This window comes from Oceanobacillus massiliensis str. N'diop (assembly GCF_000285495.1).
Classification (GTDB): Bacteria; Bacillota; Bacilli; order Bacillales; family Amphibacillaceae; genus Oceanobacillus; species Oceanobacillus massiliensis.
In genome coordinates this window covers 1,046,248-1,070,069 of record NZ_HE610976.1, presented here as the reverse complement: position 1 = coordinate 1,070,069, position 23,822 = coordinate 1,046,248, and the positions used below count along the sequence as shown (strand labels likewise).

General features: G+C 41.1%; 20 protein-coding genes. 16 read left to right on the top strand and 4 right to left on the bottom strand.

Going from position 1 to position 23,822, the window contains the following annotated elements; genetic code table 11:
* Positions 1-96: 96 nt before the first annotated feature.
* From OMHG_RS05060 to OMHG_RS05020, 8 genes are all read left to right on the top strand, one after another.
* On the top strand, positions 97-1,386 hold the full coding sequence (locus OMHG_RS05060) for an adenylosuccinate synthase (protein WP_010648872.1): 1,290 nt from the start codon (positions 97-99) through the stop codon (positions 1,384-1,386).
* A gap of 1,113 nt (positions 1,387-2,499) precedes the next feature.
* Complete coding sequence (locus tag OMHG_RS05050) at positions 2,500-3,990, top strand: M23 family metallopeptidase (protein WP_010648871.1); 1,491 nt, start codon at positions 2,500-2,502, stop codon at positions 3,988-3,990.
* A gap of 132 nt (positions 3,991-4,122) precedes the next feature.
* The gene (yycF, locus tag OMHG_RS05045; protein ID WP_010648870.1) at positions 4,123-4,824 is read left to right on the top strand and encodes a response regulator YycF; all 702 of its coding nucleotides are present in this window, start codon (positions 4,123-4,125) and stop codon (positions 4,822-4,824) included.
* 5 nt (positions 4,825-4,829) lie between these two features.
* Positions 4,830-6,665, top strand: a complete 1,836-nt coding sequence (gene walK / locus OMHG_RS05040; protein WP_010648867.1) for a cell wall metabolism sensor histidine kinase WalK — start codon at positions 4,830-4,832, stop codon at positions 6,663-6,665.
* On the top strand, positions 6,662-7,972 hold the full coding sequence (locus OMHG_RS05035) for a YycH family regulatory protein (RefSeq protein ID WP_010648863.1): 1,311 nt from the start codon (positions 6,662-6,664) through the stop codon (positions 7,970-7,972). Before walK ends, OMHG_RS05035 begins: the two co-directional genes overlap by 4 nt.
* A gap of 2 nt (positions 7,973-7,974) precedes the next feature.
* The gene (locus OMHG_RS05030) at positions 7,975-8,907 is read left to right on the top strand and encodes a two-component system regulatory protein YycI (RefSeq protein WP_010648862.1); all 933 of its coding nucleotides are present in this window, start codon (positions 7,975-7,977) and stop codon (positions 8,905-8,907) included.
* On the top strand, positions 8,904-9,689 hold the full coding sequence (locus tag OMHG_RS05025; RefSeq protein ID WP_010648861.1) for an MBL fold metallo-hydrolase: 786 nt from the start codon (positions 8,904-8,906) through the stop codon (positions 9,687-9,689). The genes OMHG_RS05030 and OMHG_RS05025 overlap by 4 nt, the downstream gene beginning before the upstream one ends.
* Positions 9,690-9,780: 91 nt before the next feature.
* Complete coding sequence (locus OMHG_RS05020) at positions 9,781-10,980, top strand: S1C family serine protease (protein ID WP_010648860.1); 1,200 nt, start codon at positions 9,781-9,783, stop codon at positions 10,978-10,980.
* Between the two features lie 739 nt (positions 10,981-11,719).
* Here the strand turns inward: OMHG_RS05020 and OMHG_RS05015 are convergent.
* Complete coding sequence (locus OMHG_RS05015; RefSeq protein WP_010648859.1) at positions 11,720-12,097, bottom strand: DoxX family protein; 378 nt, start codon at positions 12,095-12,097, stop codon at positions 11,720-11,722.
* 165 nt (positions 12,098-12,262) lie between these two features.
* Between OMHG_RS05015 and OMHG_RS05010 the strand changes: the two genes are divergently transcribed.
* The 3 genes from OMHG_RS05010 (at position 12,263) to OMHG_RS05000 (ending at position 16,215) form a co-directional block, all read left to right on the top strand.
* Positions 12,263-13,978 (top strand): ABC transporter ATP-binding protein, encoded by a 1,716-nt coding sequence (locus tag OMHG_RS05010; protein ID WP_010648858.1) that lies wholly within the window; start codon positions 12,263-12,265, stop codon positions 13,976-13,978.
* A gap of 505 nt (positions 13,979-14,483) precedes the next feature.
* Positions 14,484-14,819, top strand: coding sequence for a YqzG/YhdC family protein (locus OMHG_RS05005; RefSeq protein ID WP_010648857.1), 336 nt, complete (start codon positions 14,484-14,486; stop codon positions 14,817-14,819).
* Between the two features lie 223 nt (positions 14,820-15,042).
* On the top strand, positions 15,043-16,215 hold the full coding sequence (locus tag OMHG_RS05000) for a TraB/GumN family protein (protein ID WP_010648855.1): 1,173 nt from the start codon (positions 15,043-15,045) through the stop codon (positions 16,213-16,215).
* Positions 16,216-16,266: 51 nt separating this feature from the next.
* Here the strand turns inward: OMHG_RS05000 and OMHG_RS17755 are convergent, their stop codons facing one another.
* A complete protein-coding gene (locus OMHG_RS17755; RefSeq protein ID WP_081498493.1) occupies positions 16,267-16,431 on the bottom strand; it encodes an aspartyl-phosphate phosphatase Spo0E family protein in 165 nt (54 codons plus the stop codon).
* A gap of 379 nt (positions 16,432-16,810) precedes the next feature.
* On the opposite strand from OMHG_RS17755, the gene OMHG_RS04995 reads away from it, so the two are divergent.
* The 5 genes from OMHG_RS04995 to OMHG_RS04980 all read left to right on the top strand — a co-directional run bounded on the left by OMHG_RS04995 (position 16,811) and on the right by OMHG_RS04980 (position 20,892).
* The gene (locus tag OMHG_RS04995; RefSeq protein ID WP_010648853.1) at positions 16,811-18,031 is read left to right on the top strand and encodes a hemolysin family protein; all 1,221 of its coding nucleotides are present in this window, start codon (positions 16,811-16,813) and stop codon (positions 18,029-18,031) included.
* A 114-nt stretch (positions 18,032-18,145) separates the two neighbouring features.
* The gene (gene rlmH / locus OMHG_RS04990; RefSeq protein ID WP_010648851.1) at positions 18,146-18,625 is read left to right on the top strand and encodes a 23S rRNA (pseudouridine(1915)-N(3))-methyltransferase RlmH; all 480 of its coding nucleotides are present in this window, start codon (positions 18,146-18,148) and stop codon (positions 18,623-18,625) included.
* Between the two features lie 223 nt (positions 18,626-18,848).
* Positions 18,849-19,688 carry a DNA methyltransferase gene (locus OMHG_RS04985; protein ID WP_010648849.1) on the top strand — a complete coding sequence of 280 codons (840 nt, stop codon included), beginning with the start codon at positions 18,849-18,851 and terminating at the stop codon, positions 19,686-19,688.
* Between the two features lie 71 nt (positions 19,689-19,759).
* Positions 19,760-20,056: a hypothetical protein gene (locus OMHG_RS18750; protein WP_010648847.1), complete on the top strand. Its 297-nt coding sequence runs from the start codon at positions 19,760-19,762 to the stop codon at positions 20,054-20,056.
* A gap of 2 nt (positions 20,057-20,058) precedes the next feature.
* Positions 20,059-20,892: a DNA-methyltransferase gene (locus OMHG_RS04980; RefSeq protein WP_010648846.1), complete on the top strand. Its 834-nt coding sequence runs from the start codon at positions 20,059-20,061 to the stop codon at positions 20,890-20,892.
* Positions 20,893-20,905: 13 nt separating this feature from the next.
* Here the strand turns inward: OMHG_RS04980 and OMHG_RS17490 are convergent, their stop codons facing one another.
* The gene (locus tag OMHG_RS17490; protein ID WP_010648845.1) at positions 20,906-22,003 is read right to left on the bottom strand and encodes a 4Fe-4S binding protein; all 1,098 of its coding nucleotides are present in this window, start codon (positions 22,001-22,003) and stop codon (positions 20,906-20,908) included.
* Positions 21,987-23,699: a hypothetical protein gene (locus OMHG_RS04970; protein WP_010648844.1), complete on the bottom strand. Its 1,713-nt coding sequence runs from the start codon at positions 23,697-23,699 to the stop codon at positions 21,987-21,989. Before OMHG_RS04970 ends, OMHG_RS17490 begins: the two co-directional genes overlap by 17 nt.
* Between the last annotated feature and the right edge of the window lie 123 nt (positions 23,700-23,822).

Sequence of the window (23,822 nt, the reverse complement as noted above, 5' to 3'; positions counted from 1 at the left end):
TCGTCTTTTAAATTGACTTCATGCTTTGTTATTGATAAACTTACATTTGGTTATAATAAAAACATACAATCTAGATAAATTTAGTGGAGGTGCACTATGTCCTCAGTAGTAGTTGTAGGAACACAGTGGGGCGATGAAGGAAAAGGGAAAATTACCGACTTCCTATCGCAGAACGCAGAAGTAGTGGCTCGTTACCAAGGCGGTAATAATGCAGGCCATACAATCAAATTTGATGATATTACGTATAAATTGCATTTAATTCCATCTGGTATTTTCTTTAATGATAAAATCTGTGTATTGGGCAATGGAATGGTAATTGATCCGAAGGCTTTTGTAGAAGAGATTGCTTACTTGCATGAGCGCAATGTTTCAACAGATAATTTGCGCATCAGCAACCGTGCACATGTTATTTTGCCGTATCACTTACAGCTTGATATTCTTCAGGAAGAAGAGAAGGGCATTCATAAAATAGGTACAACGAAAAAAGGCATCGGTCCAGCTTATATGGATAAAGCAGCACGTATGGGAATCCGTATTGCAGACTTGATGGATAAAGATGCTTTCCGCGAAAAATTAGAGCAGAATCTGAAGGAAAAGAATCGTCTATTCGAAAAGGTCTATGAAGTAGAGCCAATGAATGTGGATGATATTCTGGAAGAGTATTATGAATATGGACAGCAGATGGCTCAGTATGTAACAGATACTTCTGTTGTGCTGAATGATGCACTCGATGCTGGCCGCCGTGTATTATTTGAAGGTGCACAGGGAGTCATGCTTGATATTGACCAGGGAACCTATCCGTTTGTTACATCCTCCAACCCGATTGCTGGTGGCGTGACGATTGGATCTGGTGTTGGTCCAACGAAAATCAATCATGTTGTAGGTGTTTCCAAAGCCTATACATCGCGTGTTGGTGATGGTCCTTTCCCTACAGAACTGGATGATGAAATAGGTCATACCATTCGTGAGGTTGGCCGCGAATATGGGACAACGACAGGAAGACCGCGCCGTGTAGGCTGGTTTGACAGTGTAGTCGTACGCCATGCCCGTCGCGTTAGTGGTATTACGGACTTATCACTGAACTCCATTGATGTGTTGACAGGAATTGAGACATTGAAGATCTGTACAGCATATCGCTACAAAGGCGAAATCATGAAAGAGTTCCCGGCAAGCCTAAAAGTACTGGACGAATGTGAACCGGTATATGAAGAAATGCCTGGCTGGACAGAGGATATTACTGGTGTCAAGACGCTTGATGAATTACCGGCAAATGCCCGTCATTACTTAGAGCGTGTATCGCAATTAACAGAAATCCCTTTATCTATGTTCTCTGTAGGTCCAGATCGTTCCCAAACAAATGTTGTTCGCAGCGTATATGCACAATAAGCGAACATTTCAGGAGAGGCTGTCATTCGTGACGGTCTCTTTTTTGATGGTATCTTTAATAATACTAACGGATGATGCCCGCAACTGCCGTCTGTGCCAAATTTTTCAGTCAGTAAACAGACGCCGTGTTGCGGTATAGAGCTTTAATCCGCGGTTCTGGTGGGGATTCCGCGGTTTACGGGATAATTCCGCGTTTCTCAGCGTAATTCCGCGGTTCCCACGATAATTCCGCGCTCTTCACAATAATTCCGTGGTTCTCGCGATAATTCCGCGCTACTCAGATTAATTCCGCGCTCCTCGGATTAATTCCGCGTTCCCCATGATAATTCCGCGCTCCTCGGATTAATTCCGCGATTCTCGGATTAATTCCGCGCTCCCCAGGATAATTCCGCGCATCTCGGATTAATTCCGCGCTCCCCACGATAATTCCGCGTTTCTCGCGATAATTCCGCGCTCTTCACAATAATTCCGCGCTTCTCAGAATAATTCCGCGGCCCCCAGCATAATTCCGCGCTTCCCACAATAATTCCGCGGTTTTCATGATAATTCCGCGCTTCTCAGAATAATTCCGCGGTTTTCGGTATAATTCCGCGCATCTCGGATTAATTCCGCGGTTCTCGGTATAATTCCGCGCTTCTCGCGATAATTCCGCGCTTCTCGCGATAATTCCGCGCTCCTCAGGATAATTCCGCGCTTCTCACGATAATTCCGCGGTTTTCATGATAATTCCGCGCTTCTCAGAATAATTCCGCGGCCCCCAGCATAATTCCGCGCTTCTCATGATAATTCCGCGCTCCCCACGATAATTCCGCGCTCCCCGCCATAATTCCGCGTTCCCCAGTATAATTCCGCGCTTCTCGCGATAATTCCACGTTTCTCAAGATAATTCCGCGCTCCCCGTCATAATTCCGCGCTCCACACCATAATTCCACACTCTTCCACTATTTTAATGTCAATTTATGGGAGGAATTATACAGTTTCTTTACATTAGTTCGCATGCCCTTTTTAATCCCTTTTACCTATGTTAGATTAATATAGTGGTAAAATGTAAACAAAAATATCCATAAAATAACGATATATATCGTATCAGAACATGTCGGAGGAAATATGGGAATGCTGAATTGGAATACGAGGGAAAATACGAGAAAGAATAAAAGTCTTATGAGAAAGATGGTTATAACAACCTGTATTGGTTTGGGTTTTACGTTGACAACCGTATATGCTGAAGAATCAATCGGCACTGTCTATCATGTATACGTCGATGGCGATCATATCGGAAAAGTAGACGATAAAGAAGTGGTGCAGCATGTCATCGATCAAAAGGTTGCTGAAGGCGAGAAGGAATTTAAAGATTTCTCATTAACGGTAGGCGAAGAAATCTTTTATATCCCGGAGAAAGTCTTTAACCCAACCTTTAATAATGAAGTGGTTTCAGAGAAATTGAATGAGGAATTAACCGTTAAGGCAAATGCAGTGGAACTGAAAATAGCAGATCGCTCGGTTGGTTATTTTACAGATGAGGAATCTGCATCGAATATTCTCGAAACCTATATCAGCGAGTACGTTGACGAAGATATATTGGAAGATGCAATGCTTTTGGAACCGGATGAAGAGAATAGCGATGCAGAGGTCCTGGCCTTTGAAGCTGTTTCAGATTCAAAAGAGAAAGAAAAGCTTGCCACTGGAGATAGTATGGTAACAGATGTCGATCTGTCGGATCCTGTCACATTCGTGAACGAGAAGGTTTCGCCAAAGGAAATCTATAATGCCGATCAAGGACTTACCATACTGGAAAAAGGAACCCTGGAACAGAAAGTCCATACCGTTAAAAAAGGTGAAGTACTTGGCAGGATAGCCGGGAAATATGACCTTTCAACAGAGAAACTATTGGAACTGAATCCGAAGCTAAAGGAAGACTCGATTCTGAAGCCGGGTCAGGATATAAATACAACCGAATATGAACCTTTTGTAGATGTCATCATCCATGAAGAGAAAAAGGTCAAAGAAAAGGTAGATTATGAGACCGAAGTGATTGAATCGGAAGATATGTATAAAGGCGAAGAGAAAGTAAAAAAAGAAGGAAAAGATGGCTCGAAGGAAGTGCTGTATTCCATTGAGAAAACGAATGGAAAAGAGACCGGAAAAACAGCCCTCGACGAAACGATTACGAAAGAACCGGTTAAAGAAGTTATCATTAAAGGTACCAAAGTGATTTCACGAAAGGGTACCGGGGACATGACCTGGCCTGCAGTAGGAGGATATATCTCCAGCCAGCTCGGCGAACGATGGGGAAAAACACATAAGGGTATCGATATAGCGCGACCGTCCAGCAAGGATATCCGGGCGGCAGATAATGGTGTCGTTGAATCGGCAGGCTATACTAATGGCGGTTATGGCAATAAAATCGTCATTAATCACAATAATGGCATGAAAACTGTATATGCACATCTCGACTCCATCGATGTCAAAGTCGGACAGGTCGTTGAGAAAGGCAGCAAGATAGGTGTAATGGGTTCAACGGGTAATTCAACAGGAACCCACCTTCACTTCGAGGTTCACAAAAATGGTGCATTGAAAAACCCAACTGATTACGTAAGCAAATAGCAGAAAGACCGGCTCCTAGGAGTCGGTCTTTCATATGTACCGACAGGATTCGACAAAATCCGAGAAGTGACAGGCACCACTACAATGCGGTAGAATAGAGATTAGTATTGGAAGAAAAGGATGTGGCTAGAAATGAGTCAAAAAATACTTGTAGTAGATGATGAACAGCCAATTGCAGATATATTGAAATTCAACTTAGAAAAAGAGGGTTATCAGGTAATCGTGGCAAATGATGGTGATACAGCGGTCGAACTTGCCGAAAGCGAAAAACCTGATTTGATTCTTTTAGATATTATGTTGCCGGGGAGAGACGGAAATGAAGTCCTTCGGGAAGTAAGAAAGACCCAGACCGTACCGGTAATCATGCTGACAGCCAAAGACTCGGAGATCGATAAGGTGCTCGGACTGGAGCTTGGTGCAGATGATTACGTGACAAAGCCTTTCAGTAACCGAGAGCTGATTGCCCGCGTGAAGGCAAACCTGCGCAGATTGCAGGTGCCGGACGATTCAGTAAAGACGACAAAAGACATCGTTATCGGAGATTTGACGGTTCACCCTGATGCCTATGTGGTTTCCAGAAAAGGGGAACAGATTGAACTGACGCATCGCGAATTTGAATTATTGCATTACTTGGCCCGTCATATCGGACAGGTTATGACAAGAGAGCATTTGCTTGAAACCGTATGGGGCTATGATTATTTCGGGGATGTACGTACGGTTGACGTAACGGTACGGAGACTTCGTGAAAAAATTGAGGAGAGTCCAAGCAACCCATTGTGGATTGTTACGAGACGCGGTGTCGGATATTATTTGCGCAATCCTGAACAGGAGTAGTTGTCATGAATAAGGTTGGTTTTTTTCGTTCGATTCAATTGAAGTTTATTATCATCTATATCCTTTTGCTGCTCCTCGCTGTTCAGGTTATCGGGTCTTTTTTTACGGAACGGCTGGAGGAATCTCTCCTGGAAAGCTTTAAATCGTCCATAAGCCAGCGTGTGGATTTACTTAGCTACAACCTGGAACAGGCATTCGAGAGACGAGCCAGTGACACTGATGACGACGGCCCCACACTAGAGGAAGAGGTTCAGCAAATCGTTGAGGATATGAACACGGATGATGTATCGACGACAGTAAATATCGTTGATAGCCAAAGCCGAGTTATTGGAACGAATAAGATCGATGCACAGGAAGATCTAGGAAAGAAAAGAACCAATCCCATGATCCAGCAGGCTCTTTTTTTTGAGACATCTGTAAAGGATACCCGAAAGGATTCCGATAATGACCGGGTATGGGTTCATGTAGAACCATTGATTGATTCAAAAGGTATGACCGTTGGAGCGATATATTTCCAATCCTCTTTGGAGGAAGTTTACGGTCAAGTACAGGATATTAACACGATATTCTTTCAAGGATCGATTCTTGCCATCAGCATTTCGGCTCTCGTCGGTATCCTTGTGGCACGGACGATAACAAAGCCGATTATGGAGATGCGGGAACAGGCTTTGATTATGTCGAATGGTGATTTTAGCCAAAAGGTTAATATTTACGGGAAAGATGAGATCGGCCAGCTGGCAGAGACATTCAATGATCTGAACAGCAGGCTGAAGCATTCCTATGCGACCATTGAAGAGGAAAGGCGAAAGCTCAGTTCTGTGCTGGCCAATATGTCCGATGGGGTGATAGCGACTGATAACGCTGGTGCCGTAACCTTGATGAATGAGGCGGCAGGCAGGCTGATCGGGGAAGTGCCGGAGGATGTTATCGGCGACTTTCTGCTCGATGTGCTTCAGCTGGAAGGGAAAGTAATCGATATTACGGAACTGCAGGATAGCGGTTCCATGATTATTGACTTCAGCGACGATGATACACCGTTTCTTGTCCGGGCGAATTTTTCAACCGTTTCCGACGATGAAGAAGAGATTACAGGATTCATTACCGTTATCAGCGATGTAACCGAACAGGAAAAAGTGGAACAGGAGCGCCGGGATTTTGTATCGAATGTTTCTCATGAATTGCGCACTCCCCTCACAACGATGAAGAGTTATATTGAAGCATTGACTGACGGAGCGTGGGAAGACAAGGAAATTGCACCGAAGTTTCTTCAGGTAACCCAGAATGAAACCGATCGAATGATCCGCATGGTCAATGATCTGCTGCAGCTTTCCAAAATGGATTCAGATGAAATGCCGATGCATAAAGAGCGAACCGATTTCGTCAGTTATTTCCACCAGGTCATCGATCGCTATGAAATGAATATACCGGAAAAAATAACATTAATCCGAGAAATACCAAAAGGGAAATCGCTCGTCTGGATGGATAAGGATAAAATGACACAGGTAATTGACAACATCATTACCAATGCCATCAAATACTCACCAGAAGGCGGCGATATTCGCATGAAGCTGGATATCAAAAGGCATTATTTACTTGTAAGCATTCAGGACCAAGGTATGGGAATCGCTTATGATAAATTGGAAAAAATCTTTGAACGTTTTTACCGGGCTGATAAAGCAAGAACGAGGAAACTGGGAGGTACCGGTTTAGGACTTGCGATCACAAAGGAACTGGTCGAAGCTCACCACGGGAAGATTTGGGCTAAAAGTAAAGAGGGTAAAGGAACAACCATTTTCTTTACACTACCGCTGATGAGTCAGAAGCGGAGGGATATCCGATGAATCTGGAAACGGCAAAATCATTTATCTTAGTTATCCTGATAGGTTCAAGTATAATCCTTTCTTTTGGGATGTTGAATTATCAGACCGAGACAACGCCCCTAAGTGAAGAATCCTATGAACAAGTGGATGTGGGCGGAGTAGAAAAAGGGAAGAATAGTCTAATCGCACCAAATGATATCATTTTTAAGTCGAATGGCAATTTCTTCGGCTTTTCCGAAACTGAACAGCGTGAACAGCTCTATGCATCGATGCAATCCTGGACACTTTCGGATATAACAATAAGTGTTTATGAAGAGAGAACGCCGAGCAGCTATGAAGTAGAAATTATTTTTCCAAGTGAAATTCCGTTTGAGCTGATCAGCAGCATGTTTTCTGTTTCAGAGGAAAATAGCCTGCCCTATTGGTCGTTTGAACGGATATACATTACATTCAATTCAGATATTAAATCACTGGAAGTCGAGTTTGTTTCCATTGATGGCAGGGAAAGAGCAACCGCATTGATCAATAGTCAGGAAAACTATGACCAGCTGTGGTCTTATATGACAAACGTGGAATCGGACATGTTCCGCAGCTATACGCTGATGGATGAAGCGGCCGAGGATATCTATATACCATCCGGGGTAATTGAACTAAATAAGGCAACGTTATTATATACGGGGATTGAGCCATCAGACTTACGGGATGCCCTGTTCCTGAACCCTAGTGTCGTCAGTGAATCCACCAATGCAGGAGTTGGAATCACTTATTTTACCGACAGCAGGCAGATGCAAGTGGACTCCCATAACCTCGGACTTGAATATGTCAATCTCGTCTCGGATAATCCAGAGGAAAATTCGCTTTCTGAGGTTAGTATATTGGAAAGAAGCATTCTGAATATTAACGATCATAAAGGCTGGACAGCGGATTTTAAATTAGATGAATTGGGCACGAATCCAAATACGGTAAAATATCGCATGTATTATAATGGATATCCTGTATTTAACAATTCAAGCCCGGATTTATCGATAATTGAACAGACATGGAGCAACGGCCAGCAGCTGGAGGAATATAATCGTCCCCTTCTTAATTATGGATTTTCAACGGAGACATCAAGCAGTCTGCCATCGGGGGAATATATTATTGGCCAAATCAAAAGCGATAATGATTATAACCAGGAAGAAGTTGAAGATATCAAAATCGGCTATCGTTTAAAGGCGAATACGGATGACCGCTCCGTTGTTCTCGAGCCCATTTGGTATGTGAAGACAGGCGGACACTGGTCAGCAGTTGTATTGAAAGATTCACCGAATCAAGAAGGAGGAGATTGAGGATGCAATGGGGTCACATTAAATCACTATTTATTCTCAGTTTCCTTATCTTGAATATCTATCTGCTTTTCCAATTTGTGGAGAGGCAGAGGGATTCGGATGTTGAAAATCTGGAAAGCGGCGACAATGCCTCTCTGGAGGAGCAGCTCGCATCAGAGAATATTACGATCACTGCCGATACCGATCAAGAGGTTACAGAAGCGAATTATATAAGCGCATCTCAACGATCATTTACGAATGAAGAAATGGAGCAGTTGAATAGCATTGATAATTTACAGGCAACTCTGTCCGGGACCTATTTTATCCTGTCTCAATTTGACAAGCCCATACCGGTTACGGAGGATGCAGATGAAGACAGTATAACGGCACTGGTTACCCCTTATTTATTGGATCCGGATGACTATGCGTATTGGGGATGGGATGAGGAACTGAATATCATCATGTTCTTTCAGAGAAAGGAAGGCAGGACTGTGTATCTGAACCAGAATGCACTTCTGCTATTTTATCTCAACGATAAAAATGAAATCACCCATTACACCCAAACCATGCTTGGTGAAGCTAAAAAGCAAGGAAACACAGAGAGTCTCTCACAGCCCAGACAGGCAATTGGTTCTCTGTATCAAAGCAGAGACCTTATCCAGGACCAGGAAGTGACGGATGTGCAGCTTGGATTCGTTTCCCGGATCAATTCGGAAGAGAGCCAGGTATTTGCACCGACTTGGAAGGTCACTGTTGATGGGGAGAAGAATTATTTCGTCAATGCTATTGAAGGTATCATCTATCCGGGAAATGATACGGAATTTCTTAAGATGACACTGGCCGAAAACTATATGGGCAAGATCTCGCTCTTGCCGGAAGATAATGAGCTCAAGGCACCTGCTACCGCGGTGTTTAATCAAAAGCTCGAACAAGAAAATCGGAGTGAAACAGAATGACATTACGTTTTAGTGTACTGGCGTCAGGAAGTACAGGAAATGCCTTTTATATTGAATCAAACGAACAGAAATTTCTGGTGGATGCCGGATTAAGCGGAAAACAGATGGATCAATTGTTCAGCGGTGTTCATGTAGACCCGTCTGCATTATCCGGAATTCTCGTAACCCACGAACATAGTGATCATATAAAGGGGCTTGGCATCATAGCCAGAAAATATAACCTGCCGATCTATGCAAATGAAAAGACCTGGAAAGCAATGGAGAACTCTATAGGGAAACTGTCACTAGATCAGAAATTCCTTTTTGGCATGGAAGAGGTCAAGACATTTGGCGATATGGATATTGAATCGTTCGGGGTATCTCATGATGCCGCAGAGCCGATGTTCTACACATTCCATCATGAAGGGAAGAAGGTCGCCCTTGTGACAGATCTCGGCTATGTTTCAGAACGGATCAAAAAAACAGTGGAAGATGCAGATGCCTATATCTTCGAGGCGAATCACGATGTGAGCATGCTGCGGATGGGACGCTATCCATGGAGTGTCAAACGCAGAATCCTTGGTGATTCCGGGCACGTATCCAATGAGGATTGCGGGCTTGCACTGACAGATATCATCAGCAACCGTACGAAGCGGATCTATCTTGCTCACTTGAGCCTGGATAATAATATGAAGGATCTCGCACGCATGTCTGTTCAAAGCGTGCTGCAGGAGAGAGGGATTGAAATCGATCTGCATGACACCGATCCGAAGAATCCAACTCCGTTATACGAAGTAGGTTAAATTTCCAGGACTTATGAAGGATATTATTGTTTAATTTTCTCAGCTTTAAGGTAATACTAATATATATTGATATGGTAAGGAGACCTTAAATATGGGATATTACGATCAGAACTATAGGACCCCTTCCAGAAGAAGAGGACGCTGGCTCTTGCCTCTCATCATGGGGGTTATTATCGGTGGATTAATCGTTGTTATCGTTGTACCAGAATTCATGAATGATAATCATTCAACAGGTGACCGTGATGTGACAGAGGAAACCGATCTTGCCGGCAGTGACCCGGGAATGAACAGGTCGCTCCAAGTTGACGTATCTACGCAGCTTACAGAAATCGTCGAAGAAGTGACCCCCGCTGTTGTGGGCATTTCGAATATACAGCAGAGCAAGGATTACTGGCAGCAACAGGAAGGTGTTGAAGCCGGAACAGGGTCAGGTGTCATTTATAAGCAAGATAATGACACGGCCTATGTGGTAACCAATCACCATGTCATAGAGGGCGCAGACACTGTTGAAGTTGTACTGGCAGATGATACCCATTTGGAAGCGAAAATCATCGGCAGTGATCTATTCTCGGACCTTGCCGTATTGAAAATGGATAGCTCCAACGTGAAGAAGGTTATCGACATTGGCTCCTCGGCGAATATTAAGGTAGGGGAACCTGCCATTGCCATTGGAAACCCGCTTGGCCTCTATCTTTCAAGCACAGTAACCCAAGGCGTAATCAGCGGAACAGAACGGACGATACCGCAGGACTTCAATCAGGACGGACGTGCAGACTGGCAGGCAGAAGTTATCCAGACAGATGCAGCAATCAATCCCGGTAACAGTGGTGGTGCATTGATCAATATCAATGGACAGCTGATCGGTATCAATTCAATGAAAATTAACCAGGAGGCAGTGGAAGGAATCGGATTTGCCATTCCAATTGACAGTGCCATGCCGATCATCGAGGAACTGGAGGCAAATGGTGAGGTCGTTCGTCCCTATCTCGGAGTCGAAATCTATTCCCTTGATGAAGTACCGCAAACAGAGTGGAAAAACACCCTAAATCTCCCGCCAGAAGTAGAAGGCGGCGTATATGTTTGGAGTACAGAGGCACTATCACCTGCAGATAAGGCTGGAATCGAGCGGCTCGATGTCATTACTGAGCTGGACGGAGAACCAATTATGAACATGATCGATTTGCGCAAAATCCTCTATCAGGAAAAGGAAATCGGTGATGACGTAGCGGTAACCTATTACCGGAATGGTGAAAAAGCCCAGACCACCATAACGCTAGGAACACAACAATAAACGCTAGCGGCGCGTGGGATAGCTTGTAGGGCGCGGAATAATCATGAGAACCGCGGAATAAACGTGAAGAGCGCGGAATTAATCCGAGAATCGCGGAATAATTGTGAAGAGCGCGGAATAATTGTGAAGAGCGCGGAATAATTGTGAAGAGCGCGGAATAAACGCGGAAAGCGCGGAATAAACGTGGAAAGCGCGGAATAAACGTGGGGAGCGCGGAATAAACGTGGAAAGCGCGGAATAAACGTGGGGAGCGCGGAATAATCATGAGAACCGCGGAATAATCAAGAAAAGCGCGGAAAAACCGCCAGAACCGCGGAATAATCGAGAAAAGCGCGGAAAAACAGTGAGAATCGCGGAATAATCAAGAAAAGCGCGGAAAAAAACGCCAACACCGCAGAATCCCCGCCACCCCCGCCACCCCCGCCCAATCCCCGAGTAAAGCTATTCTCCCTTAAGGGGGAATAGCTTTACTTTCATGCTGAGAAAAGCTCCCGCAAACGAATCTTGCTCTTTCCAACAATAATTCATCCACAGAAAACGAAAGTTATGCACAAACAGTGGATAAAATTTTGGGCGAAATCAATATATGGTATAGAAAAGATACACCATAACAAAATAGCTACGAACACTTGTGCATATGTGTATAACTTTGTGTATAAGCAGGGGTGATTTGATAAAAAAGAGCTATTATACACGGCTTATCCACAAAATTAATCTGTCCTTTGTTGATTATACGATATCAGGGCAAGGTGATTTTTCTAGTGTGCTGCCATAGAATCAGGAGAAGGATGAAGACAACAATATCCAGCCGTGCATTGAAAGCGAATGCTAGAAGTCCTTCCGTCCCAATTACCGGCAGTTTTGTCAGAAAGATTGCTGCAAGCATAATCAGGATAAGCGGCGGTACTGCAAGCCTCATATACATCCTGCCTGCAATCAGCATTCCACATCCAAGCTCTACAATAGCTACAAGAAATAATGTAAGCTCTGGAAAAGGCAGACCGAGATTCATGAAAGTCACTTTGAAATCAGCGCTAATCAATTTCATCAGCCCGGAAATAATAAATACATAGCCTGTTGCATAGCAAATCCATTTTGTCGTACTTATGTTTATCACAAGATTACCTCCCATATTCTCTATTCTTCTAACGTATGCAAGAAGATGGACAAACTTTCCCCTCCATAAAAATTTCATCCGCGAACTTTGTCGAGCCAGCATATTGCCAATGCCGTTAATTATCTCTATAATTCTCTGTAGAAAAGAGTAAGGGAGTGCCGAGTATTGATACGTCGATTTTTTTCCTATTATAAGCCGCATAAGCGGTTATTTATTATTGATTTCACCGCAGCTATCATTGTTGCGTTACTTGAACTTGCGTTTCCTCTAGCCGTTCAATGGTTTATCGATGACCTGCTGCTCGGTAATGACTGGAATATGATTTTGACGGTAGGAATCCTGCTATTATTAGTCTATATTATCAGCACCTATCTGCAGTACGTCGTCAGCTATATTGGCCATAAGCTTGGTGTGAACATTGAAACGGATATGCGAAGAGATCTATTCTTTCATGTGCAGAAGCAATCCTTCCGATTCTTTGATAATACAAAGACAGGCCATATCATGAGCCGGATCACCACGGATCTATTTGATCTTGGCGAGCTGGCACACCATGGACCGGAAGATTTCTTCATCTCGATTATGACCTTTATTGGGGCATTTCTGATTATGTTTACGATCAACCCCGTCTTAGCGCTGGTCATTCTAATCGCCGTGCCGGTTCTTATTTTCCTGATCACATTCGGCAACATCCGCATGAATCGGTCCTGGAAGAGCATGTACGAGAATATTGCCGGAGTAAATGGACGTGTCGAGGATGCTGTATCGGGTGTACGGGTTGTCCAATCCTTTACAAATGAAAAGTTTGAAATGGAGCGTTTTACAGTAGACAACAACAGCTTCCGGAAGGCAAAAATTGGCGCATACCGCGTCATGTCCATTGTCCATTCCAATATTTATCTGCTCATGCGTCTGATTACATTGGTCGTTCTTGTTGCCGGGGCATGGCTGACATTCAATGACAGAATGACCTCTGGTGAGCTTGTCAGCTTTATCCTGTTTGTAAATGTCCTGACAAACCCAATCAACAAGATAACGGCCCTTCTCGAGATGTATCCGAAGGGAATGGCAGGATTTAAGCGGTTCACGGAACTGATGGATATCGATCCGGATGTTTCCAACCGAAACGATGCAAGGGATCTGAAGAATGTATTAGGTGATATTACATTCCAGAATGTGACCTTTGGCTATGGGGAATCCCATACGCCTGTCCTGAATGATATCAGTTTCCAGATACATGCCGGGGAAACGGTAGCCTTTGTCGGTCCATCAGGTGCCGGAAAGACCACCATTTCTTCACTCATTCCGCGTTTTTATGATGTGAACGATGGCAGCATCAAAATTGACGGAATAGATATCCGTGAAGTGACAAAAGAGTCGCTGCGCAGCCAGATTGGTGTCGTACAGCAGGATGTATTTCTCTTTACCGGTACATTACGGGAAAATATCGCCTATGGTAAGCTTGATGCCACGAATGAAGAGATTGAACAGGCCGCAAAACGGGCCCATATGGAGGAATTCATCAAGGAATTGCCTAATGGATATGAAACCCAGGTCGGCGAACGCGGACTGAAGCTGTCTGGCGGACAAAAGCAGCGCATTGCAATCGCGCGCATGTTCCTGAAGAATCCACCAATCCTTATTTTGGATGAGGCTACCTCTGCACTGGATACGGAGACCGAAATGATTATCCAGAAGGCGTTAAATGAACTGGCGAAGAACCGGACGACATTGGTGATCGCCCACCGCCTGGCAACGATCAAAAATGCAGATCGAATTATGGTAGTGACCAAGAATGGAATTGAAGAAGAAGGAAGTCATAAAGAATTATTGGAACGTGATGGGATTTTTGCCCATCTGCATAATGTACAGATGAATTAAACACGAGAGGGATTGCTGGCTACGCTGGCAGAATCCCTCTTTTTTATTTGCCATGCTGATATGAGGATGAATTTCCTTTTCAGACAGTCGCTTTTCACGGCCGCGCTTTGAAGCAAGACCGGGCTCTTGCGGAATTTTCAGCCACACTCTTTTCGATTGAAGTCGGATACCTTCCAATACCGGCAAAAAAAGGCTTGGAGATAGTAAATAACAGCTGTTGCTAAAGCAATGTTATCCACAGTGGGGGATAAGTTGTTGATATGTTTGAAAATTATTAAAATAACTATTTTTTACTTTGGACTCGGTTTGTGAAAAAAATATCGAATCATTCAGTAAAAATTTGTCGATATTTCCCGGGAAATGGAGAAGGATTGGATAAACACCCTAAAACCGGGCACTTTTACCATGAAAACAGTATATTTTAATGCTTAATAGAAAAAATCGTCTTCATCCTGTTCATAAATATCCCCAAATGACAAACCCTATAAAAAAGGAGGTCATTTCATTGTGGAAATTAATAATGGGTCTAAGTATTGCCATCTTTTTTATCATGACAACTATCGCATCACCAGCAGCCCAGGATGTGCAGGTGCAGGAAACAATTCCATCCTATGCGAAATGGGGACGCCTTGCAGTACAGGAGACAAAAGCGAAGTATGCCAATGCCAAAATCGTTGATTATCTTCATGTTGGCAAGGAAACAAAAGACGATACGAGTATCGAGAAATTCAAGCTATGGTTAAACGAAGGGGACAGGGAATTCGGTGTCTTCATTCATATCGAATTTGATACAGAAACCGAAAAAGTACAATCCGTCACATTTGAGGAGACAGATCGGTAAAGGCTCTCTCCTTGCTTACATAAGATCACATGAGAAAATTTCCGCAAGTATTTCTCGATTATCTCCTCTTCATCGCCATGGCTGGAAAAGTATTATTTTCCAATCTTCCCGAAATTTCATTATTCTTTTGCACCATTCTGGTATATCATGAAGATAGATTTGTATTAGAATAAAACTAACAGAGTGAATGCAGAAACTGAATACATAAAAGGAAGGTTCCTATATGAGTGAAGAAAATATAACACGATTACAGCTAAACAATAAGGAATATATCCTTATCGGTACAGCACACGTATCCAAGAACAGCGCAGAACAGGTAAAGGCAGTAATAGAAGCGGAAAAGCCTGACTCCGTTTGTATCGAACTGGATGATGCCAGATATCAATCGATTACAGAAGGAAATAAGTGGAAGAACACCGATATCTTTGAAATCATTAAAAATAAAAAGGCAACCCTGCTATTAATGAATCTCGCTATATCATCCTTTCAAAAAAGAATGGCGAAACAGTTTGGAATCAATCCCGGACAGGAAATGATTCAAGGGGTTGAATCAGCAAAAGAAATAGGTGCAGAACTGGTATTGGCCGACAGGGATATTCAGATTACCTTCTCCCGTATATGGGGAAACATTGGACTGAAGGGGAAGGCCATGCTATTGATGCAAGTGATTGGGGGCATCTTCAGCAATGACAGTATTTCTGAAGAAGACCTTGAAAAAATGAAACAGCAGGATACGATTAATGCCATGCTGTTAGAGTTTACCGAGTATTTCCCGAAATTGAAGACACCGCTTATTGATGAGCGGGATCAGTATTTGTCACAGAAAATAAAGGATGCACCCGGAGAAAAGGTAGTGGCCATTCTTGGAGCGGCCCATGTTCCGGGAATAACGAAGGAAATTCAGCATGATCATGATTTGAAACGCCTGTCCCGGCGGCCGGCCAAATCGAAAGCACCGAAAATCATTGGCTGGACGATCCCGATTGCTATTCTTGCCATTATTGCCTATACATTTTATATGAATCCCTCGGCAGGTCTGCAGCAGACCATTAGCTGGATTGCATGGAATGGCTCCTTATCGGCAATTGGTGCATTGCTCGCATTGGCGCATCCACTCGCTATACTGACAGCCTTTGTTGCAGCACCAATTACTTCACTGAATCCATTGCTTGCAGCGGGCTGGTTTGCCGGATTTGTACAGGCATATGTAAAGAAACCAAATGTCGGAGACTTCGAACAATTGGCCGATGACGTCCATACGGTCAAAGGCTTCTGGGATAACAAGGTCACCCGGATTCTTCTCGTTGTCGTCCTTGCAAACCTTGGAAGCTCACTGGGAACCGTGATAGGCGGACTCGATGTCGTCCGTGTCTTTATTCATAATCTAATGGGTTAAAATGGCCAAACAAGCAGAAAAACACTTTCCAATGTGAAAGTGTTTTTCCCTTTATGAATAGTTATTCTCTTCAATCTGTTCCAGCTTGTTTAGCAGAACATCCAGCTCCTGTGAAATTTTTATGATCTGCTGGTTTTGAAGCTTGCTCTCAGAGGCATTGTACATTTTGGCTCTAAGCAGCTCCACTTGTGTCTCAATCTTCTCTTTTGTATTCAACAGTCAACACCCGCTTCCGATACAATACTATATAACCGGAATCAATTGGAGCCAAACCCTTAAACTAATGATTTATAGGGACAAGCTGTCATTGCCAGCCGATAACGAATCATTGTATCATAAGGGCTTGCTGAATTTCAGGTTATGATATCTGACAGAAGCTGGTTATAGGTCTGCGGCAAATGGTGCAGACTAGTTGTTAGTAGCTCTATCGGCTCCTTATTAGACGCTTAAAAGCGGAGCCTCAGCGATTTGATTAAAAGTTTTGAAAATGTCTGTCTCTTTGGTAGCATATTACTTTTTTCTTTTTGCTATATAAGATATGATGTAGCTAGTTAACTATATTTTTTTGTGTACATATTAGAGGAGGAATACACTCGTGATCATTGCGATCATCGTACTACTATTTGTTTCATTTTTCTTTTCAGGAAGTGAAACCGCATTAACCGCAACAAATAAGATGAGACTCCAATCAAAGGCAAATAATGATGATATAAAGGCAGGCAAGATCCTGCAGCTCGTCTCTAAGCCCAGAGAGTTTATTACAGCGATATTGATTGGTAACAACATCGCCAATATCCTGCTGCCGACACTCGTAACGATGATGGCATTGGATTATGGATGGAATGTCGGAATAGCATCTGCTGTTTTAACCGTGGCCATTATTATCTTCTCTGAAGTGATTCCGAAATCCGTGGCAGCGACATTCCCGGATCGGATCTCATACATGGTATATCCATTCATAAAATTTGTTGTCGTCCTATTAAAGCCAATCACCATCCTGCTGAACGGACTGACCGGAATCATTACCAAAGCACTCTCCAAGGGACAGCCTGTATATCCAGCCATCTCCAAAGAAGAATTGATGGCAATTGTCGATATTGCAGATTCTGAAGGAACATTCAAGAAGGAAGAATCGAATCGGATTCGAGGCGTCCTTGATTTCTATAATATGAATGTGAAGGATGTACTGAAAACACCCCGTGTGGAGATTGTCTCGCTTCCGAGTACGGCAACATTTGAAGAAGTAAGAGACACCGCCCTTAAGAATCCATTTACAAGATATCCGATTTATGAAGATGATATCGATAACATTGTAGGAGTCTTTCACTCCAAATACCTGATTGCCTGGACGGTTGAGATGGGCAAATCCTTGAAGCACTATAGTGATACCGAACCATTGACCGTCTATGAATTCCATTCGATTGAATATGTATTCCGCAAGATGACCAAAGAGAAAAAGCATATGGCAATCGTCCTGGATGAATATGGCGGCACAGAAGGGATACTCACCCACGAAGACATCATCGAAGCGATGATCGGACTGGAAATTGAAGATGAAACAGATGTGGAAAGTGATTCCCTTGTCGAGAAATTGACCGACACCGAAATTATTTGCGATGGAAAGATCACACTGCACCGATTGAACGCCGTTTTCCACACCGATATCCCGGAAGAAGAAGATGTCCTCGCCGGATACCTGCTGAAGGAATTCAGTGAATTTCCCAAACAGCAGGACGTCATCGAACGCGACAACCTGACATTCCGGATTCTCGAGGTCGACGGAAGATCGATTAAGCAGGTACAGATAATCAAATAGTATATGTAATCCTCAGGCCCCATCCTTCACTTGATTGATGGGGTTTGCTATCGTCTGGGATGAACGTACCAGGCTCTGAATTGATATAAAAGTATGGAGTAAAGGACCGATAATATGAGAATAACGATTGTTTCAGTAGGGAAATTAAAAGAAAAATATTTAAAGCAGGGCATTCAGGAATACATGAAGCGCCTCACCGCCTATGCAAAAGTGGACATCATCGAGGTTGCCGATGAAAAGGCACCTGAAAATATGAGTGAAGCAGAAATGCAGGAGGTCAAACGAAAAGAAGGCGAACGCATCCTATCCCACATCCATCCCGACACCTATGTCATCACACTGGAAATCAACGGCAAAATGCTAAGCTCCGAACAGCTCGCCGCCAAAATGGACGAACTCGCCACCTACGGAAAAAGCAAAATCGCCTTTGTGATTGGCGGATCGCTAGGGATTAGTGAAGCAGTACAGAAGCGCAGTGACCTTGCCTTATCATTTTCAAAGATGACGTTTCCCCATCAGGTCATGCGGTTGATACTGCTGGAGCAGGTATATAGGGGATTTCGGATTATTAGGGGGGAACCGTACCATAAGTAAATGAGGTTTTTTGACAAAGTAAAACTCATTCAAGATAGAGATACAAAATTTAACGTGGCCAATAAATATATGGAGAGAAAACTATTTCCATTTATTTATTGGCTCTTAATATTTTTTTCTTTGCAAAAAAGTTTTTTTTAATCTATAATTTATGAAGATATATTTGATTAGTGTTGACAAGTGTTGGAAAGTGTTGAATAGGTTTGGAAGGGGTTGCGATATAGTGACAGAAAAATTGATTAATAGCTCTAAAGAGTTGTTTACTGTTAAAAAAGCTGCAGAATTTTTAGGGGTTAGTACCTCGACTATTTATAGAGCAGAAGAAAAAGGATTACTAAGAGCTATAAAAACACCAGGTGGACAGAGAAGGTTTGAAAGTAGTGAGTTAGAAAATTATAAAGAAGAAAGTAAGAATTTCAAGGCTCCTCAAACTCCTTCGACAGGTAATAAACAGGTGGGTTTTGAGCAATTAGAATTAATTGACAATGAAGAAAAGAGATTAAAACAAAAAAAGGTAGAAAATGACTCTGTAGATACTACTGAAGATGAATTGGAAGAAAAAAATGAAGGTGTTTATGACCCCCGAAATAAATTAAATAATTTAACTGGAAAAGAGTGGCTTCCAGAAACTAAGAGCTTTTGGTATCAAAAAGGATTAGGTTCCAAACATCCACATGCTCAAATTGAGAAACAGCATCCAGCACCTTTTTCATATCAAGATGTTGGTAGATTAATAGCGTTCTTTACAAAAGAAGGGGATAGTGTGTTAGACCCGTTTCTTGGGGTAGGCTCTACTCTTAAAGCTTGTGGTTTATTAAGTAGAGAAGGAACAGGTATTGAACTTTCTCCTAAGTGGAGTTCGCTGGCTAAAGAACGGTTAGAATTTGAAGTTGGAGAAGGAGAGTCAGAGAATCATAGTATTATTACTGGGGATAGTAGAATTGAGTTAAAGAACCTTCAAGATAATTCATTCGATTTTATGGTAACAAGTCCTCCTTATTGGGCTATTTTAAATAAAAAGGCCGACCATAAAGTAAAAAAGAAAGAGTTGAAAATAACCTAGCAACTAATTATTCAGAAGATGTTCAAGACCTTGGTAATATTCCAAATTATGAAGAATTCTTGGAGATTTTAGTGAATGATGTATTCCTAGAATGTGCCCGTGTGATAAAACCTGAAAAGTATATGGCAATTGTTGTATCTGATTTTAGAAATAAATCTGAATTTATTAGCTTTCACAGTGATTTAATACAGCAGCTGAATAAGAATCGAGTTAACGATGATTATATTTTAACTTTACAGGGTGTTAAAGCACTCATGCAGAATCATAAATCATTATTACCATACGGATATCCGTTTGCATATGTGGAAAATATACATCACCAGTATATTTTAATATTCAGGAAAACAAAAATGAAGAGGAAGAAATAAAGATGCAGTATGAATTTAATCAAGTATATAAAGAAGATTGTGATATAGCACTACCTAAATTAGTGCAAGATGGTATTAAGTTTGATTTAATTTTAACTGACCCTCCCTACAATTTACGCAAGGACTTTGGAAATGATAGTGATAAGTTAGAATTAAATGATTTTATAGAAGTTAATAAAAGAAGATTAGCATACTGTAGTGACTTAATGGATAAGAACGCTAGCATAGTTTGGTTTGGTATACACCATTATATTGGATTTATTCAAACTATGATGTATGAATTAGGGTTGTCGTATAAAAGAATGAACATTTGGTATTATGAAAATGGTTTCTCTAGAACGAAGAAAACCCCAGCTACACAATATGAACCATTTTTATGGTTCTCTAAATCAGATAAGAAATGGACATATAATGCAGATGACGTACGGGTCCCATATAAAAGTGCAGATAGGTTAAAGACACCTGTATATTATAAGAACTCAAAAGGTGAAACAAAAAAATGGGTTCCCAATCCTTTAGGAGCGTTACGAGGGGATGTTTGGTCGTATCCTACTCTAGCAGGTAAGAATGCAAAAAAAGAGAGAACAGAGCATCCTACACAAAAACCTATAAGTCTAATTCTAGATATTATTAAAGCCCATTGTCCCAAAAACAAAGATGGATTCTATGAAGGAAAAATATTAGACCCGTTCTTTGGTTCCGGAACCCTTGGAGTTTGTTGTGAAATCCTAAATAAGGAAGGGCATAATATTCAATGGATGGGCTTTGAAATAGAGGAAAAGTGGGTTGCCATTACTAATCAAAGAATAAGTGAAGTTAGGGAGACCTTGGTATAGGTCCCCCTTTCATTCATTTAGATGTTTCTAGAATTGAAAGGAACGCTTCAGATATGAGAACCTTTCTTCCTATAATATCTTCTAACATGTTCCTTAAACTCAGATTTTCTGAATCAAGATAAAAGCTTGTATTAGAAAAATCGAATGTTTTATTGTTCCAAATTAATATAAAGAGAGCTCCAATTGTCAAAGTATTTATTTTTATATTCAAAATATTTTTAATATCTCGGATTACCCTATAATACTCTGTCCTTGAATTTGCGAGAGACATTGAAACAATTAATGGTGTCAAAGTTTTAGATTTTATATTATACCTTGAATTTAATACTGCTATATTATCTAACATATTTCTAGGTGAATCCAAAATACCCATCGATGCAAGTTCAACTTCTAAAACTCCAGCTTCAGTTCCAGGTGGCCCTAAAACACCATCCATTCTAAGATTTACATCTCCTTTTCTTCGAATTGCACATGAAGTTCCTGTTTGGATAAGTAAATTTCTAGTTAGCAGATTAGGGAATTGAGCATCTACTTTTAAACTCATCATTTTACTGTAGATTACATCAAATATTCTATCTTCTTCTTTTATAAATAAACCTTCCTTTGGTAAAGATTCTAATAAAATCTTATTTTCTTCTATATGTTCGATAGTTTTAGAGGTATCTTGTTGAGTACATATTTCAAAAGATTCACTTGAATCATTATTTATAACTGCAAATACTTCTTGAGGTTGTTCTTTTTCACCAAAGGTTTTAAAATATATTGCTCCACTTGGACATCTTGATGCACAAATTCCACAAGCAATACAACGATTAGGGTCAATGGTAGGAGCACCGCTATCTGCATCTAGAGTAATAGCTTCAGTAGGACATACATTACTTACATTATCTTGTGGAAAGGACATAAAAGTATCATTAATTAGCTCTTCTTCTTTGTATTTCATACATGGAGTATCAGGACAGTGTAAACAACTTCCACTTATAATGGTGTTATTATCTAATAGAATCTTAGCTGGTCCATTCTCATTGTAAATCATTTTCTTAGGTGGAGAATTAGGAGAAAATAATTTTGGATTTATTAGTACTTCTTTTTGCTTAAATATCTGAGACATTAATTATGCCCTCCATTCCTTTTAAAGTCTCTATGTTAAGCTCTTTCCCCTGAACTACCTTTAACACTGCTAAGTATAATAATGTTTTGATGTCTAAAATTCCAATCTTGATATTATAAGTAGTCTTAATGTCACTTATTAGCCTATAAACATCTGACCTATTATTTGGAATTTTATAACCGATGGCCAAAGTTACAGTGTCATTATCAGTTTTGTAAGCTTTTCGTGACAATAAGACAATTTTATTCTCAAGAGCTTGACGCACTGCTTTAACAGATAAGAATTCCTCTTCAGAAGGTGATTTAATTTCAATAGGTATACTGTAGTTCTCATCAATAATTATTGCGTCCCACCTTTGGTAATTAACTCCATGTCTTGGATTTTCGCAATCAAAACCCATAGTCCTAAATAAACTAGATACCAATGGATAAAAGACATCTTTATCTGTCGTAGAATATTTACTGGTAAGTTCATTCACAATTAAATCTATTGAATTCCCAAACTCTTCAGCAAGTCTTTTTATTTCTGCTCCCATAACTTCTGTTTGAGGGTCATTAGAGCTACTTGTTGAATTTTGGAGAAAAATCGTACTTCTCACCGGTTCTTCATTATCTTTCTCCTCAATCACACTTACCTCTGCAACCTGGTTAATATTCTCTTCAAATGTAGGGACAGGGCCTGTAATTGGCGATAATGCCTCGTTCACAAAGGATTGAGGAAGTGTTTGAAAAGGAGAAAAAAGTATCTCTTTATTACTGGATTTATATAATAACTTTTTATCTTCTTCTAATTGACTTTTTATATGGTCAATATCATAATCGGACCGTTCTAACATTTCAAAAAACCCAATTCTACTGAGGATAGCTAATTCACTATCAGACTTGGACTCGAGGTCTGGATAGTAAATGTTTTCTATTTCATCTAACCAATCTACTGTCATCTCTCCTTCTTTTGTTAGACATAGCATACTTCTGCTACCTTTATAAATTTTTTCTGCTCTATCTTCTACCCAAGCAGAATATCTAAGTGCTGCCATGGGGAATCGAGTGTAATTTTGCAATGTGTTAATTTGTATCTTAAGTTTGGAAGAGAGGTTTTCAAGTTCCTCCTTAAGAGCCGCCCTATTATTGGAGGATTCTCTTATCTGGTGCATTTTCTTTATCATATCTGTATAGTTTTCATCGGTATAATTTAAACTTAAAGGCCCTATTATCATCTCGTCCCTATTAATTTTCCCATCTAAATCCTTCATTGTTTTTAATATGGTGAAGAATGGTCTGTTAATATTCTGCGACTTAATTTCTAATATTTTGTTAGGATAATTAATACCTAGTAGACATTGCCGAATTAATGGAAGAGGATTGTTTTTTGAAACTGCCATATGTTCTCCTAATAAAGTAAATCTATATTGCAGTTTACTTTTATCAGTTGACTGTATCCACCCTAGAGTTCTATAAACTTCTGCATACATTTTTGATTGATTGTAAAGGGGGTCTAATGAACGTTTTTTGCGGGTAGACCTTGTTAAAGCTTCCTCCCCCATGTACCCTGAGGAACTAGCAAGATTGGCTAATGTTAAAGTCTTGGACATATCATCTAAAGTAAAGGAATACTGCTTATTCAAGTAAGAATAAAGAACTTGAAATATTTTTGTCATTGTAGGAATATTTGACCCGGGATTAGGAAATCTAATCATTCTAATGCCTCCCATAAATAGAAATATAGACCAATCATACTATGCTATTGAGATTATGTGAACCTAAACATTCTTGTAAATATATATTATTATCTTGAATTTAAAGAGGTTATCTCTTGGGCA